Annotated in this window: 6 protein-coding genes, 1 tRNA gene and 2 rRNA genes (1 of these 9 running past the window's edge); 8 read left to right on the top strand and 1 reads right to left on the bottom strand. The window is 68.8% G+C overall.

Features of this window, described 5'->3' with window-relative positions:
- From OYE22_RS07310 to OYE22_RS07295, 4 genes are all read left to right on the top strand, one after another.
- Positions 1-2,277 (top strand): 23S ribosomal RNA (locus OYE22_RS07310); it begins 847 nt to the left of the window's first position.
- A gap of 73 nt (positions 2,278-2,350) precedes the next feature.
- A 5S ribosomal RNA gene (gene rrf, locus OYE22_RS07305) occupies positions 2,351-2,467 on the top strand.
- A gap of 103 nt (positions 2,468-2,570) precedes the next feature.
- Positions 2,571-3,269 (top strand): DegT/DnrJ/EryC1/StrS family aminotransferase, encoded by a 699-nt coding sequence (locus tag OYE22_RS07300; protein ID WP_277319645.1) that lies wholly within the window; start codon positions 2,571-2,573, stop codon positions 3,267-3,269.
- A 92-nt stretch (positions 3,270-3,361) separates the two neighbouring features.
- Positions 3,362-3,434: transfer RNA gene (locus OYE22_RS07295), tRNA-Thr, on the top strand.
- 74 nt (positions 3,435-3,508) lie between these two features.
- Here the strand turns inward: OYE22_RS07295 and OYE22_RS07290 are convergent.
- Positions 3,509-6,145 (bottom strand): SpoIIE family protein phosphatase, encoded by a 2,637-nt coding sequence (locus OYE22_RS07290; RefSeq protein WP_277324031.1) that lies wholly within the window; start codon positions 6,143-6,145, stop codon positions 3,509-3,511.
- 251 nt (positions 6,146-6,396) lie between these two features.
- On the opposite strand from OYE22_RS07290, the gene OYE22_RS07285 reads away from it, so the two are divergent.
- The 4 genes from OYE22_RS07285 to OYE22_RS07270 all read left to right on the top strand — a co-directional run bounded on the left by OYE22_RS07285 (position 6,397) and on the right by OYE22_RS07270 (position 17,056).
- Positions 6,397-11,955, top strand: coding sequence for a HAMP domain-containing protein (locus tag OYE22_RS07285; RefSeq protein ID WP_277319644.1), 5,559 nt, complete (start codon positions 6,397-6,399; stop codon positions 11,953-11,955).
- A 280-nt stretch (positions 11,956-12,235) separates the two neighbouring features.
- Positions 12,236-12,910 (top strand): response regulator, encoded by a 675-nt coding sequence (locus tag OYE22_RS07280; protein ID WP_277319643.1) that lies wholly within the window; start codon positions 12,236-12,238, stop codon positions 12,908-12,910.
- Positions 12,911-13,252: 342 nt separating this feature from the next.
- Positions 13,253-16,069, top strand: a complete 2,817-nt coding sequence (locus OYE22_RS07275; protein WP_277319642.1) for a DNA translocase FtsK — start codon at positions 13,253-13,255, stop codon at positions 16,067-16,069.
- Between the two features lie 186 nt (positions 16,070-16,255).
- A complete protein-coding gene (locus OYE22_RS07270) occupies positions 16,256-17,056 on the top strand; it encodes a RodZ domain-containing protein (protein WP_277324030.1) in 801 nt (266 codons plus the stop codon).
- The last annotated feature ends 11 nt before the right edge of the window (positions 17,057-17,067 follow it).

Here is a 17,067-nt window from a genome sequence, read left to right as displayed (position 1 = left end):
AGGGTTGAAAACCTGGGGGATGACCTGTGGTTAGGGGTGAAAGGCCAATCAAACTCCGTGATAGCTGGTTCTCCCCGAAATGCATTTAGGTGCAGCGTCGTGTGTTTCTTGCCGGAGGTAGAGCACTGGATAGGCGATGGGCCCTACCGGGTTACTGACCTTAGCCAAACTCCGAATGCCGGTAAGTGAGAGCGCGGCAGTGAGACTGTGGGGGATAAGCTCCATGGTCGAGAGGGAAACAGCCCAGAGCATCGACTAAGGCCCCTAAGCGTACGCTAAGTGGGAAAGGATGTGGAGTCGCAGAGACAACCAGGAGGTTGGCTTAGAAGCAGCCACCCTTGAAAGAGTGCGTAATAGCTCACTGGTCAAGTGATTCCGCGCCGACAATGTAGCGGGGCTCAAGCGTACCGCCGAAGTCGTGTCAATCCAGCATAGAAGGCTAACGCCTGTTGGGTTGGGTAGGGGAGCGTCGTGTGCCGGGTGAAGCAGCCGCGTAAGCGAGTTGTGGATGGTTCACGAGTGAGAATGCAGGCATGAGTAGCGATTCACACGTGGGAAACGTGTGCGCCGATTGACTAAGGGTTCCTGGGTCAAGCTGATCTGCCCAGGGTAAGTCGGGACCTAAGGCGAGGCCGACAGGCGTAGTCGATGGACAACCGGTTGATATTCCGGTACCCGCTTTGAAGCGCCCAATACTGAATCTTCTGATGCTAAGGCCGTGAAGCCGCCCTGGAGCCTTCGGGCAAAGGGGAGTGGTGGAGCCGCTGACCCTAGGGGGTAGTAGGTAAGTGATGGGGTGACGCAGGAAGGTAGTCCAGCCCGGGCGGTGGTTGTCCCGGGGTAAGGGTGTAGCCCGTCATCTAGGTAAATCCGGATGACATGAGGGTGAGACCTGATGCCGAGCCGATTGTGGTGAAGTGGATGATCCTATGCTGTCGAGAAAAGCCTCTAGCGAGTTTCATGGCGGCCCGTACCCTAAACCGACTCAGGTGGTCAGGTAGAGAATACCGAGGCGTTCGGGTGAACTATGGTTAAGGAACTCGGCAAAATGCCCCCGTAACTTCGGGAGAAGGGGGGCCATTTCTGGTGATCACTTTTACAGTGTGAGCTGGGGGTGGCCGCAGAGACCAGCGAGAAGCGACTGTTTACTAAAAACACAGGTCCGTGCGAAGCCGTAAGGCGATGTATACGGACTGACGCCTGCCCGGTGCTGGAACGTTAAGGGGACCGGTTAGCTGACTTTCGGGTTGGCGAAGCTGAGAACTTAAGCGCCAGTAAACGGCGGTGGTAACTATAACCATCCTAAGGTAGCGAAATTCCTTGTCGGGTAAGTTCCGACCTGCACGAATGGCGTAACGACTTCTCGACTGTCTCAACCATAGGCCCGGTGAAATTGCATTACGAGTAAAGATGCTCGTTTCGCGCAGCAGGACGGAAAGACCCCGGGACCTTTACTATAGCTTGATATTGGTGTTCGGTTCGGCTTGTGTAGGATAGGTGGGAGACTGTGAAGCATGCACGCCAGTGTGTGTGGAGTCGTTGTTGAAATACCACTCTGGTCGTGCTGGATGTCTAACCTGGGTCCGTGATCCGGATCAGGGACAGTGTCTGGTGGGTAGTTTAACTGGGGCGGTTGCCTCCTAAAGGGTAACGGAGGCGCCCAAAGGTTCCCTCAGCCTGGTTGGCAATCAGGTGTTGAGTGTAAGTGCACAAGGGAGCTTGACTGTGAGACTGACGGGTCGAGCAGGGACGAAAGTCGGGACTAGTGATCCGGCGGTGGCTTGTGGAAGCGCCGTCGCTCAACGGATAAAAGGTACCCCGGGGATAACAGGCTGATCTTCCCCAAGAGTCCATATCGACGGGATGGTTTGGCACCTCGATGTCGGCTCGTCGCATCCTGGGGCTGGAGTCGGTCCCAAGGGTTGGGCTGTTCGCCCATTAAAGCGGTACGCGAGCTGGGTTTAGAACGTCGTGAGACAGTTCGGTCCCTATCCGCTGTGCGCGTAGGAGTCTTGAGAAGGGCTGTCCCTAGTACGAGAGGACCGGGACGGACGAACCTCTGGTGTGCCAGTTGTTCTGCCAAGGGCATGGCTGGTTGGCTACGTTCGGGAGGGATAACCGCTGAAAGCATCTAAGCGGGAAGCCTGCTTCGAGATGAGGGCTCCCACCCACTTGATGGGGTAAGGCTCCCAGTAGACGACTGGGTTGATAGGCCAGATATGGAAGCCTCGTAAGGGGTGGAGTTGACTGGTACTAATAGGCCGAGGGCTTGTCCTCAGTTGCTCGCGTTCACTGTGTTAGTTCTGAAATAACGACCGTGTCATTGTCTGGTTGGTTTATTTCATAGTGTTTCGGTGGTTATTGCGTTAGGGAAACGCCCGGTTACATTCCGAACCCGGAAGCTAAGCCTTTCAGCGCCGATGGTACTGCAGGGGGGACCCTGTGGGAGAGTAGGACGCCGCCGAACTCCTTTTGAGAAGAGCCTTGTTAGGACCCTGGTCCTAACAAGGCTCTTCTGCGTTGTGTTGCAGGCCACTCGGCGTTCATATTTGATGGGCACCATCCGGCCTATGGGGACTCCAGCGGATGAGCTGCGACATGAGTTGGCGCGGGCAGGCGTGCGGGCCGGCGACGAGGTGATCGTGCCCTCGTACGACGTGTGCGAGACCGCCCACGTGGTGCTGGCCCTCGGGGCGGAGCCGGTGTTCGCCGATATAGAACCGGCGTCCTTCTGCCTCGCTCCCGCGGCCGTGGAAGCCGTGGTGACCGAGCGGACGCGGGCCGTCGTGGCCGTTCACACCTTCGGTCACCCCGCGGACCTGGCCCGCCTGGCCGAGCTGGGCCAGCGGCACCAGCTCGCGGTCATCGGGCACGGCCTGTCCGCCGAGCCGGCAGCCGACATCGCGCGACGGCAGCAGCACGCCCGATATCTGAGCGCCCGACTCACGGGCGTTCTCACCCCGCCGACGTGTTCCGCGGTGGCGCACGGGTTCCAGCAGTACGTGGTGCGGGTGCCGGGCAACGGCAGGCCGGACCGGGACGCGTTCGCCCGCGCCCTGCGCTCCCGCGGCGTCGACTGCCGGGTTCCCGTGCAGACCCCGGTGCACCGAAGTGCGGCGTTCCGGCGTGACGTGTGGCTGGTCGAGACCGAGCGGGCCGCTGACGAGTCCCTGGCGCTGCCGGTCGCTGCCGGAATGTCGCGGCGTGAGGTGCAGCGTGTCGTCGCCGCCTGCAACGCGCTCGGTGGGCTTTTGCAGCCCGCCTCGTAGAGCCGGGTTCGGCCCCGTGGCGGCGGGTGTTGGACCTACTCGACGTGGTCGGAAGCGCTCGTGAGTTCGGGTAAGATTCTTTCCGTCGCTGCGCCCCAATAGCTCAGTCGGCAGAGCGTCTCCATGGTAAGGAGAAGGTCTACGGTTCGATTCCGTATTGGGGCTCGATGGAAAGAGGCCCTCACCGTCTGGTGGGGGCCTCTTCGCGTATAGGCCGGCTTGCGCCGGTCGTCGCTCGATCAGGTGGTCTGCGGTTCGGGCTGCGGCTCGGGGACCCGCATGGCGAGGATGGCCATGTCGTCCGAGGCCGGTTGCGCGGCGAAGCGTTCCACCGCGCGCAGCACGCGGGAGGCGACCGCGCCCGCCGTCAGGCCCGTACACGTGGTGAGCACGTCGACCAGCCCGTCGTCGCCGAGCATGCGGGTGCCCTCGCGGCGTTCCGTGACGCCGTCGGTGACGCACAGCAGCACGTCGCCGGGGGCGAGGGACACCGTCTGCTCGTACAGCTCCAGGTCGTCCATGACGCCGAGCAGCGGCTGCGGTTCGGCCGCCGCCTCGACGTCGCCGGTCTGGCGCAGCCGTAGGGGCAGCGGGTGCCCGGCGCAGACGATCTTGAGGGTGGCGCTGCCGTCCTCCTGCGGCCACAGCTCGCCGTAGAGCAGGGTCAGGAAGCGGCTGCGGGCCCCCTCGTCGAGGATGGCCGCGTTCAGGCGCTCCAGTACGGCGGGGCCGCCGAAGCCCTCGCGGGCGAGCAGCCGCAGCGCGTGGCGGGCCAGCCCGGTGACGGCCGCGGCCTCCGGGCCGGTTCCGCATACGTCGCCGATGGCGAAGCCGTAGGCGCCGTCGCGGATCGGGAAGAGGTCGTAGAAGTCGCCGCCGACCTCGTTGCCCTCGCCGGCCGCGCGGTAGATGACCTCGACCTCGACGCCCGGCACGTCGGGCAGCTCCGGCGGCAGCAGACTGCGCTGGAGGGACTGGCTGATGGCCGTGCGCTCGGAGTACAGGCGGGCGTTGTCCAAGGCGAGTGCGGCCCGGCGCGAGAGGTCCTCGGCGAGTTCGAGGATCTCCTGCCTGAAGTGCTCGTCGGTGGGCTTGCCGAGGGTGAGCATGCCGATGACGCGGTTGCGGGCCACGAGCGGCAGCACCACCGTCTCGCCGCCGACCGCGGAAGCCGTGGCCAGGGACGTGCCGGGGCCGGTGGCCGGGCGTACCGAATCGCCCAGACCCAGGCTGCGCAGTGAGGTGCGCAGCGCGGCGGCGTGCGCGGCGTGCGCCGGCGCGGTCCACACCTGCGCGCCGGGCGTGGTCACCGGCTCTGGTGGGTCGACCTTGGCGAGCAGTGCCTTGAGGCCGTCGATGCGGTCCTCGTCCTCGTGCAGTACGTAGGAGAGTTCGGGCTCGGACGCCGGGTCGGCGATGGTGTAGACGGCGCACCAGGTGGCCAGCGTCGGTACCGTCATCTGGGCCATCAGCGCGAGCGTCTGGTCCCGGTCCAGGGTGCCGGCGAGCAGGTCGGACGCCTCGACGAGGAAGGAGAGCGAGCCGCGGCGCAGCCGCTCCAGCTCGGTCAGCCGGGCGGACTCGACGGCCAGGGCGATGCGGTCGGCGGCGAACTGGAGCCGCAGCGCCTCCTCGTTGCTGTACCGGCCGGGGGCCTCGGCGGCGACGCCGAGCGAGCCGGTCAGCCGGCCCTCGACCTTGAGCGGGACCGTGACGACCGAGCGCATGCCGGTGTTGCTGAGCAGCGGCACGGCGCCCGGCACGGCGCTCAGGTCCTCGTGGACGGCGGGCATCCGGGCCGATCCGTACCGCCCCGAGCCGGCCTCGACGGGCACCCGGGCGAAGCGCTGACGGGAGGAGGGCAGGCCGGTGGAGGCGCGGACTTCGAGTTCGGTCTCGTCGTCGGTGGCGAGCAGGAGGTAGGCGCTGTCGCCGTCGAGCATGTCCCGGGCCCGTTCCACGGTGCGCTGGAGCAGCCCGTCGAGGTCGTCCGGGGCCGGGGAGCCGATGAAGACCTCGAACGCGTCGGTGGCCGTGCCCCGCTCGGAGGCGGTGTGCCGGTCGGACGCGGGGGCGCGCGAGGGGGTCTGCAGGACGGCGCGCTCGTGGTCGCGTACGAGCAGGCAGACGGTGGACGGGTCGCCGTCGGCGTCGCGGACCCGCAGGTGCGAGGCGTAGACGGGGATGACGCGGCCGTCGGCGCCGCGGATGCCGTACGAGCCCTCCCAGCGGGAGAGCTGGAGGGCCTCGACGATGCCGGTGCTGGTGCCCGGGGTGTGGGGCCAGGCCGCGAAGTCCGTGAGCTGCTTCCCCGTGACCTGCTCGGGGCTGAAACCGAAGAGGACCTGCGCGTCCTCGTTCCAGGAGCTGATGCCGCCGAGGCTGTCGATCTGGATGACCGCGACCCGCACCCGGGCGTCGGTGACCGGCAGCGCGCCGACGGGCAGCGACGGGCCGGCGGAGCGGGTGCCGGCGGGGCGGTCGGGCAGGTCGAGCTGGAACCAGACCTGCTTGTTGGTGGCGGTGTACTCCACGCCCCAGCGGGAGGCCAGGGCGGCGCACAGCAGGAGGCCGCGTCCGCCCTCCCGGTCCGGGCTGCCGAACTGGACGCCGGCGCTCTGGAGCGGGACCTCGCGTTCCGGATAGCGGTCGCCGACCTCGACGCGTACGCCGGTGTCGGTGCGCATGCAGGCCACGTCGGCGGCGGTCCCGGCGTGCACCACGGCGTTGGTGACGAGTTCGCTGGTGAGCACCACGGCGTCGTCGACGACGTCGGTGAACCCCCAGCCCTGGAGCGTGTCGCGGACGAAGGCGCGGGCGGAGGCGACCGAGCGGCCGACCGGGTCGAAGGTGGCGGCTGCCCGCGCGGTGATCACAGGTCTCCTCATACGTGTCTCGGCGATCTGCTCACCCATGTCGCAGCGCCCCTCCGATGCCCTAGCCGAATGCCAGGTTACTTACCTTCGCCGTGCGCGCGGATGCCGGTCGCCTGTGATTCCACCCCGAGCGCGTCCCCGACGGTGTGCGATGCTGCCGAACTGTTATGGCCTGGTTGGGCCATGGTGAAACACTGGGAAGGCTCAAAAGAGAGCCCGACGAGGATGGTCGACCCTGCGGGAGGCATACGGTGGAGTCTGGCGCAGCCGCGCGGGGCACGAGCACGCGCGCGAAAGGCGGACGTACCCGTACGAACGGGACGACCGAGGTAGATACGGCAGCCCTGAACCGGCTGCTGACGGCGCTGACTGCCATGCGGGACGGTAATTTCCGCAAGCGTCTGACGGTCTCGGGCGAGGGCGTCATGTCCGAGATCGCCGCGGTATTCAACGAGGTTGCCGACCGCAACCTGCAGCTCACCGGGGAGCTGGCGCGGGTGCGCCGGGTCGTCGGCCGGGAGGGCAAGCTCACCGAACGCCTGGAGGCCGGCGCCTGCGAGGGCTCCTGGGCTGCGGCGATCGACGCGTCCAACGCCCTGGTCGACGATCTCGTACGCCCGGTGTCCGAGGTCGGACGGGTGCTGTCCGCGGTGGCCGAGGGCGACCTCGAGCAGCGGATGGACCTGCGTTCGCGCGGAGCGGACGGTTCCGCGCACCCGCTGCGCGGCGAGTTCCTCAAGGTCGGGCGCACCGTCAACGGGCTCGTGGACCAGCTCTCGGCGTTCACCGACGAGGTGACGCGGGTAGCGAGCGAGGTCGGTACGGAGGGCAAGTTGGGCGGTCAGGCCCGGGTGCGCGGGATGTCGGGCTCGTGGAAGGACCTGACCGACTCCGTCAACACCATGGCGTCCCGGCTGACGGCGCAGGTTCGCGACATCGCGCTGGTCACCACGGCGGTCGCCAAGGGTGACCTGTCGCGCAAGGTCACGGTGCACGTGGCCGGCGAGATGCTCGAACTGAAGAACACCGTCAACACGATGGTGGACCAGCTCTCGTCGTTCGCCTCCGAGGTGACGCGGGTGGCGCGCGAGGTGGGCACCGAGGGCGAGCTGGGCGGGCAGGCCAAGGTGCCGGGCGTGGCCGGGGTCTGGAAGGACCTGACCGACTCCGTCAACCTCATGGCCGGGAACCTGACCGCGCAGGTCCGCGGGATCGCCCAGGTGACCACGGCGGTCGCCAGCGGCGACCTGTCGCAGAAGGTCACGGTGAGCGCGCGCGGCGAGATCGCGCAGCTCGCGGGCACGATCAACACGATGACCGAGACGCTGCGCACCTTCGCCGACGAGGTGACCCGGGTGGCCAGCGAGGTGGGCGCCGAGGGCCTGCTGGGCGGGCAGGCGCAGGTGCCGGGCGCGGCGGGGACGTGGAAGGACCTGACCGACTCGGTCAACACCGCCTTCCGTAACGTCACCACGCAGGTGCGGGACATCGCGCAGGTCACGACGGCGGTGGCCAACGGTGATCTGGGGCAGAAGGTCACGGTCGACGTCTCCGGCGAGATGTTGGAGCTGAAGAACACCGTCAACACGATGGTCGACCAGCTCTCCTCGTTCGGTGCCGAGGTGACGCGCGTGGCGCGCGAGGTGGGCGTCGAGGGCGAGCTGGGCGGACAGGCGCAGGTGCCGGGCGCGGCGGGGACGTGGAAGGACCTGACCGACTCGGTCAACACCGCCTTCCGCAACCTCACCGGCCAGGTGCGCAACATCGCGCAGGTCACGACGGCGGTGGCCAACGGCGACCTGTCGCAGAAGGTCACGGTCGACGTCTCCGGCGAGATGCTCCAGCTCAAGAACACCGTGAACACCATGGTGGACCAGCTCTCCCTCTTCGCCGACCAGGTCACGCGGATGGCGCGGGACGTCGGCACCGAGGGGCGGCTCGGTGGGCAGGCCCAGGTGGACGGGGTGAGCGGCACCTGGAAGGAGCTGACGGACTCCGTCAACTTCATGGCCGGGAACCTGACGTCGCAGGTGCGGCAGATCGCCCAGGTGACCACGGCGGTGGCGCGCGGCGACCTGTCGCAGAAGATCGACGTGGACGCCCGCGGGGAGATCCTGGAGCTGAAGAACACCATCAACACGATGGTCGACCAGCTCTCGGCCTTCGCCGAGCAGGTGACGCGGGTGGCCCGTGAGGTGGGCACGGACGGCAGGCTGGGCGGTCAGGCGCAGGTGCCCGGCGTGGCCGGTGTCTGGCGCGACCTGACCGACTCGGTCAACAGCATGGCGGGGAACCTGACCGCGCAGGTCCGCAACATCGCGCAGGTGGCCACGGCGGTGGCGCGCGGCGATCTCTCGCAGAAGATCGACGTGGACGCGCGGGGCGAGATCCTGGAGCTGAAGAACACCCTCAACACGATGGTGGACCAGCTCTCGTCGTTCGCCGGCGAGGTCACCCGGGTGGCCCGCGAGGTCGGTACCGAGGGCCGGCTCGGCGGCCAGGCCGAGGTGCAGGGCGTCTCCGGCACCTGGAAGGACCTGACCCAGTCGGTCAACTTCATGGCCAACAACCTGACCTCCCAGGTCCGTAACATCGCCGAGGTCACCACCGCGGTCGCCGAGGGCGACCTGTCGAAGAAGATCACGGTGGACGCCAAGGGGGAGATCCTGGCGCTGGTCACCACCGTCAACACGATGGTGGACCAGCTCTCCTCGTTCGCCGACCAGGTCACCCGGGTCGCCCGCGAGGTGGGTACCGAGGGGCAGCTCGGCGGCCAGGCGCGGGTGCCGGGTGTGACCGGTATCTGGAAGGACCTGAGCGACAACGTCAACCTGATGGCCAACAACCTGACCATCCAGGTGCGCAACATCTCGCAGGTCTCGGCCGCGGTCGCCAACGGAGACCTGACGAAGAAGGTGACGGTCGAGGCGCGCGGCGAGGTCGCACAGCTCGCGGACACGGTGAACACCATGGTCACGACGTTGTCCTCGTTCGCGGACGAGGTGACGCGGGTGGCCCGCGAGGTGGGCACCGAGGGACGGCTTGGCGAGCAGGCGCGGGTGCCCGGTGTCGCCGGGACCTGGAAGGACCTGACCGACTCGGTGAACGGGATGGCCGGGAACCTGACCGCGCAGGTCCGCAACATCGCCATGGTGACCACCGCGATCGCCAAGGGCGACCTCACGAAGAAGATCGACATCGACGCGCGGGGCGAGATCCTGGAGCTGAAGACGACCGTCAACACGATGGTCGACCAGCTCTCCTCGTTCGCCGAGCAGGTGACCCGGGTGGCCCGCGAGGTGGGCACGGACGGGCAGCTCGGCGGCCAGGCCCGGGTGGACGGCGTCAGCGGCACCTGGCAGGACCTGACCGTTTCGGTGAACGAGATGGCCGGCAACCTCACCCGGCACGTGCGCGCCATCGCCGAGGTGGCCACCGCGGTGACCCGCGGCGACCTCAGCCTCAAGATCGAGGCGGACGCGGCGGGCGAGATCCTGGCGCTCCAGGAAAACATCAACACGATGATCGCCAACCTGCGCGAGACCACGCTGGCCAACAAGGAGCAGGACTGGCTCAAGGGCAACCTGGCCCGTATCTCCGGGCTCATGCAGGGCCGGCGCGACATGGAGGACGTGGCGCGGCTGATCATGAGCGAGCTGACGCCGGTGGTCACCGCGCAGCACGGCGCGTTCTTCCTGGCCACGCCCACCGGCGACGCCATCGACGCCACCCAGGAGGCCGGTGACGGCTCGGGGAGCGGGGCGTACGAGCTGCGCATGATCGGTGGGTACGGCTACTCGAAGCGCGACATGCCCACCGTCTTCGAACCGGGTGACGGGCTGGTCGGGACGGCCGCCGAGGAGAAGCGGACCATCGTCATCGAGAACGTCCCGGCTGGCTACCTCAAGATCGGCTCCGGGCTCGGTGAGGCGCCGCCGGCGCAGGTCATCGTGTTGCCGGTGCTCTTCGAGGGACAGGTACTCGGCGTGATCGAGCTGGCGTCCTTCCAGCCGTTCACGCAGATCCAGAAGGATTTCCTGAACCAGATCGCCGAGATGATCGGCACCAGCGTCAACACCATCAGCGTCAACACCAAGACCGAGGTGCTGCTCAAGCAGTCGCAGGAGCTGACCGAGCAGTTGCGCGAGCGCTCGGCCGAGCTGGAGAACCGGCAGAAGGCGCTCCAGGCGTCCAACGCCGAACTGGAGGAGAAGTCGGACCGGCTGGCCCGGCAGAACCGCGACATCGAGGTCAAGAACACCGAGATCGAAGAGGCCCGGCAGGTGCTGGAGGAGCGCGCGGGGCAGCTCGCGGTCTCGATGCGCTACAAGTCCGAGTTCCTGGCCAACATGTCGCACGAGCTGCGCACGCCGCTGAACTCGCTGCTCATCCTGGCCAAGTTGCTGGCCGACAACGCGGACGGCAACCTCTCCCCGAAGCAGGTGGAGTTCGCCGAGACCATCCACGGGGCCGGCTCCGACCTGCTCCAGCTCATCAACGACATCCTCGACCTGTCGAAGGTCGAGGCCGGCAAGATGGACGTCAGCCCGACGCGGATCGCGGTGGTCCAGCTCGTGGACTACGTGGAGGCCACCTTCCGGCCGCTGACGGCGGAGAAGGGCCTGGACTTCTCGGTACGGGTCTCGCCGGAGCTGCCCGCCACGCTCAACACCGACGAGCAGCGCCTGCTCCAGGTGCTGCGCAACCTGCTGTCCAACGCGGTGAAGTTCACCGACACCGGCGCGGTGGAACTGGTCATCAGGTCGGCCGGCGCCGACGTGCCCGACGCGATCAGGGAACAACTGCTCGAACACGGCGCGCTGCGCAACGCCGACGCCGAGATGATCGCCTTCTCCGTGACCGACACCGGCATCGGCATCGCCGCCAGCAAGATGCGGGTCATCTTCGAGGCGTTCAAGCAGGCGGACGGCACGACCAGCCGCAAGTACGGCGGCACCGGCCTCGGCCTGTCCATCAGCCGCGAGATCGCCAGGCTGCTCGGTGGCGAGATCCACGCCGACAGCCAGCCGGGTCGCGGCTCCACGTTCACCCTCTACCTGCCGCTGCAGCCGAGCACGCTGCCGCCGCACGGCTACCCGGAGCTGGCCGTCAGCGACATCAGCACGCTGTCCACCGAGGCCACGCTGTCCACCGAGCCCGCCGCGCCGTTGGAGCTGGAGGGGTCGGCGAGTGAGTCGGGCCCGGCCGGCGGGGCGAACGGGGAGGCCGTGGAGCCGCCGGCGGGCGAGGAGTCGGGCGGTCAGCGGGCGGCGGAGCAGCCGACCGGTGACGCGACGCGGGAGGCGGGCAGTGCGCTGCCGACGCGAGGCACGGCGCGGCGAGCGCCGCGCGGCGGCGCGAGCCGGCCGCCGGCGGAGCCGTGGATGCTCTCCGGCCAGGACCTGGTCGCCGAACCCGGCGGCAGCACCGGGTTCGACGGCGAGAAGGTCCTCATCGTGGACGACGACATTCGCAACGTCTTCGCCCTGACCAGCGTGCTGGAGCAGCACGGGCTCCAGGTGCTGTACGCGGAGAACGGGCGCGAGGGGATCGAGGTCCTGGAGCAGCACGACGACGTGGTGCTGGTCCTGATGGACATCATGATGCCGGAGATGGACGGCTACGCCACCACGGCGGCCATCCGCCGGATGCCGCAGTTCGCCGGGTTGCCCATCGTCGCGCTGACCGCGAAGGCGATGAAGGGGGACCGGGAGAAGAGCATCGAGGCCGGGGCGTCCGATTACGTCACCAAGCCGGTGGATACCGATCACTTGCTGACGGTGATGAGGCACTGGATGCGCGCGGAGTGACGGAGCGTACGCGATGAGGGCGGCGCCCCGCGGTTTCGTTGACTGACTGTGGCCAAACACGTGTGGAAACGCGGCATTCGGGGAACCTTCTCGGTCCCCGCCGCGTTTCCGCTATGTGCACAGTGACATCGCGGTGACAGGGTGTGGCGAGCAGCGGGGTGCGGCTACCATGACCGGCACAAGGGCGGGCGGCGTAAGGGAGTCGCCCCCTGGGGCGGCGCCCGGTGCATCCCCCGGCACGAGCTGGGGGGACCCCATGCCGGGGCGAGGAGGGCGAGGCATGGTGCAGAAGGCCAAGATCCTCCTGGTCGATGACCGGCCGGAGAATCTGCTGGCGTTGGAGGCCATTCTCTCCGCGCTGGACCAGACGCTGGTGCGGGCATCGTCCGGGGAGGAAGCGCTCAAGGCGCTGTTGACGGACGACTTCGCGGTCATCCTGTTGGACGTTCAGATGCCCGGCATGGACGGCTTCGAGACGGCCGCGCACATCAAGCGCCGGGAGCGGACCCGGGACATCCCGATCATCTTCCTCACGGCGATCAACCACGGCCCGCACCACACCTTCCGTGGGTACGCGGCGGGCGCGGTGGACTACATCTCCAAGCCCTTCGACCCGTGGGTGCTGCGCGCCAAGGTCTCGGTCTTCGTCGACCTGTACATGAAGAACTGTCAGTTGCGCGAACAGGCGGCGCTGCTGCGGCTCCAGTTGGACGGTGGTCAGCCGGTCGCCGACGCCAAGGAGCCGGCGGGCCTGCTCGCCGAACTCTCGGCGCGGCTCGCGGCCGTGGAGGAGCAGGCCGAGGCGCTGTCCAAGCAACTCGACGAGAGCGCGGACGCGGCCGCCGTGGCGACGGCCGCGCACCTGGAGCGCAAGCTCACCGGGTTGCGGCGGGCGCTGGACGCGCTGGAGCCGGGCGCGGGCAACGGCGCCGGCGCGGTGCCGTCCAAGAGCTGAGCCTGGCGCGCGGACGGGCGACCTGACCGGGCGCGGAGCCGGGCCCGGTGACCCACCGCCGTATGCCCTGTGGGCGCCGGCGACTGGCCCCTTGCCATGACCGACACGCCCCCGACGGACACGCCCGTGGCTCATGCCCGCGCGGTGCGCCCGCCGCGCCGACCGGGCGCTGGCCCTCACTCAGTCCCCGTGCGCCACGCCGGGCCTGACGCCCCCTCGCCCGCCGCCGCGACTCCGCCCGCCCCGGCCTCCCGTGGCGCGGAGGCTCCACCGGCTCCGCCAGCCACACGGCAAACCGTGGGCGTGCGTGCCCCATACGGCCGACGCGGGTAATCTCGGCGCATGGCTTCTCGTACGTCCGGCAAGGGTTCCCCGAGCGCGGCGGGCACCTCGAAGCAGTCCGCCGGACGCGCCGCGGGCGCTGCGAAGAAGGCCGCCGCCAAACCGCCCGCGAAGAAGGCCGCGGCCAAGAAGGCGCCGCCCAGGAAGTCCGCGCCCGCGAAGAAGGCCCCGGCGAAGAAGGCGCCCCCCAAGGCGGCGCCGTCGCCCACGGGCGGCATCCTGCGGATGCTCCGCGCGCTCTGGCGGGGCCTGGCGCGCGCGGTCGGGGCGGTCTTCCGTGGCATAGGGCGCGGCGCGCGCGGCCTCGACCCGGCGCACCGCAAGGACGGCCTGGCACTGCTGCTGTTCGGGGTGGCTCTCGTGGTCGCCGCCGGTACGTGGTCGAACCTGGACGGGCCGGTCGGCGACCTGGTCGAGATGCTGGTGACGGTGACGTTCGGGCGGCTCGACCTGGTGGTGCCGATCCTGTTCGCGATCATGGCCATGCGGTTGTTCCGGCATCCGGAGAAGCCCGAGGCCAACGGACGCATCGTGGTCGGCCTGTCCGCGCTGGTCCTCGGCGTCCTCGGGCAGGTGCACATCGCGTGCGGCGCGCCGGGCCGGGACGAGGGCACCGAGGCCATGCAGGACGCGGGCGGCCTGATCGGCTGGGCCGCGTCCAAGCCGTTGATCTTCACGGTGCGCGAGGCGCTCGCCGTGGCGCTGCTGGTCCTGATCACGATCTTCGGCCTGCTCGTGGTGACCGCGACGCCGGTGAACACCATCCCGCAGCGGATGCGCCAGCTCATGGTCAGGCTCGGGCTCATCGACGACGCCGGCTCGCACGAGATGCTCGACGCCGAGGCGTACGAGGACGAGGAGTACGCGGACCAGTGGCGGCAGCAGGCGCCCGCCCGGCGCCCGCGACGGGGCGCGCGCGGGCGCGACGAGGGTGGCGCGGAGGCTGAGCGCGCGGAGGAGGAGGCGCTCAGCAAGCGGCGTAAGCCCCGCCGGGCCGCCGTCGCGGACACCGACGACGTGGAGCCGCCGCAGAGCAGGCCGATGGACGCGGTGGACGTGGCGGCGGCGGCCGCCGCCTCGCTGGACGGGGCGGTGCTGCACGGCGTGCAGCCCTCGCCGTTGGTCGCCGGGCTCAGCAGCGGCATCAGCACCGACTCCGGCGCGGGGCTGCCCAGCGCGCGGGGCGGCGGGGCCGCGGACCGCGACGGCGCGGGCGGGCAGCAGGGCAACGCCGTGGAGCAGGTGCCCGACCTCACCCGCGCCACGCCCGAGCCCCCGGACCTGCCCGAGCGCCCCGGCGGCCTCCAGCCGCGCGCCGAGCAGTTGCAGCTCGCCGGTGACATCACGTACGCGCTGCCCTCGCTCGACCTGCTGGAGCGGGGCGGCCCGGGCAAGACCCGCAGCGCGGCCAACGACGCCGTGGTGGCCTCGCTGACGACGGTGTTCACCGAGTTCAAGGTGGACGCCTCCGTCACCGGCTTCACCCGTGGCCCGACGGTGACCCGGTACGAGGTGGAGCTGGGCCCGGCCGTCAAGGTCGAGCGGATCACGGCGCTGACCAAGAACATCGCGTACGCCGTCGCCAGCCCCGACGTGCGCATCATCAGCCCGATCCCCGGCAAGTCCGCGGTCGGCATCGAGATCCCCAACACCGACCGCGAGATGGTCAACGTCGGTGACGTGTTGCGGCTGGCCGACTCGGCCGGCGACGAGCATCCGATGCTGGTGGCGCTCGGCAAGGACGTCGAGGGCGGCTACGTGATGGCTAACCTGGCGAAGATGCCGCACGTGCTGGTGGCGGGCGCGACCGGTTCGGGTAAGTCCTCGTGCATCAACTGCCTGATCACCTCGATCATGATGCGGGCCACGCCCGAGGACGTGCGCATGGTCCTCGTGGACCCCAAGCGCGTCGAGCTGACCGCGTACGAGGGCATCCCGCACCTGATCACGCCGATCATCACCAACCCGAAGCGGGCCGCCGAGGCGCTGCAGTGGGTGGTGCGCGAGATGGACCTGCGCTACGACGACCTGGCCGCCTACGGCTTCCGGCACATCGACGACTTCAACGCCGCGGTGCGCTCGGGCAAGGTCAGCCCGCCGGACGGCAGCGAGCGCGAGCTGACGCCGTATCCGTACCTGCTGGTCATCGTGGACGAGCTGGCGGACCTGATGATGGTGGCGCCGCGCGACGTGGAGGACGCGATCGTGCGCATCACCCAGCTCGCGCGGGCGGCGGGCATCCACCTGGTGCTGGCGACGCAGCGGCCGTCGGTCGACGTCGTCACCGGCCTGATCAAGGCCAACGTGCCGTCCCGGCTCGCGTTCGCGACCTCCTCGCTGGCCGACAGCCGGGTCATCCTCGACCAGCCGGGCGCGGAGAAACTCATCGGCAAGGGCGACGGGCTCTTCCTGCCGATGGGGGCGAACAAGCCGATCCGGATGCAGGGCGCCTTCGTCACCGAGGAGGAGGTGGGCGCCGTGGTCCGGCACTGCAAGGACCAGATGGCGCCGGTCTTCCGCGATGACGTGACGGTGGGTACGGCGAAGAAGAAGGAGATCGACGAGGACATCGGCGACGACCTCGACCTGCTGTGCCAGGCCGCCGAACTGGTGGTCTCCACACAGTTCGGTTCCACCTCGATGTTGCAGCGCAAGCTGCGGGTGGGCTTCGCGAAGGCGGGCCGGTTGATGGACCTGATGGAGTCGCGGAACATCGTGGGGCCCAGCGAGGGCTCCAAGGCGCGTGACGTTCTCGTCAAACCGGACGAACTGGATGGGGTGCTGGCCGTTATCCGTGGCGAGGAACACTCGTCATAAGGTTGCGGGCAACCGTTTCCTCTGCTGATACGTCAAGTTGAGAGAGGCGTTCGACACTGCCCACAGTCGGGACCCGTGCGGCCATTCCGATGGCGTACAAAGTCCGGCCTCCCGCTTGCCCGACCCTTTCGTACCACCCCTAGACTGAACCTCCAGCAGGTGGCTACACGCTCGAAAGGCACCCTCGTGTCCATCGGCAACTCCCCCGCAGACGACCGCCCTTCCATCGGCCGCGTCCTCCAGCAGGCGCGCATCGGCGCCCGGCTGACCGTCGACGAGGTCAGCACCGCCACCCGGGTGCGCATTCCCATCGTGCACGGCATCGAGCAGGACGACTTCTCCCGCTGTGGCGGCGACGTCTACGCCAGGGGGCACATCCGTTCCCTCGCGCGCGCCGTCGGGGTCGATCCCGAGCCGCTCATCGCCCAGTACGACGAGGAACACGGCGGCCGCCCCGAGCCCACCGCCGCCGCGCCGCTCTTCGAGGCCGAACGCATCCGCTCCGAGCCGCGCCGCCCGAACTGGACCGCGGCCATGGTCGCGGCGATCGTGGCCGTCGTCGGGTTCGTCGGCTTCACGCTCTTCAGCGGTGGCGACGAGGGGACGGGCAGCACCGCGGCGGACGCCACCGACGCCACCAAGCCGACCCCGTCGGCGGAGAAGTCCACCAAGCCGGCCGACCCCAAGCCCGACCCGTCCGAGAGCGCCGTCGCCGGCGTGCCCGCCAACAAGGTGACGGTCAAGCTCACCGCCGCCGACCGGCAGGCGTGGATCTCCGCGAAGGACCACAACGGGCGGCTGCTGCACGTCGGCGTGGTCCAGCAGGGCGCGTCGAAGACGTTCACCGACTCCAAGCGGATCGATCTGGTGCTCGGCGACGCCGGCGCGGTCAAGCTCTTCGTCAACGGCAAGGAAGTCAAGGACGTCGGCGAAGACGGCCAGGTCCAGCGCCTGAGCTACACCAAGGGAGACCCCGAGGCGGGCTGATCGGGACGGGT

Origin of the sequence: Streptomyces sp. 71268 (genome assembly GCF_029392895.1) — a bacterium.
In the GTDB taxonomy this organism is placed as follows: domain Bacteria; phylum Actinomycetota; class Actinomycetes; order Streptomycetales; family Streptomycetaceae; genus Streptomyces.
This window is presented reverse-complemented; position numbering and strand designations above follow the sequence as displayed.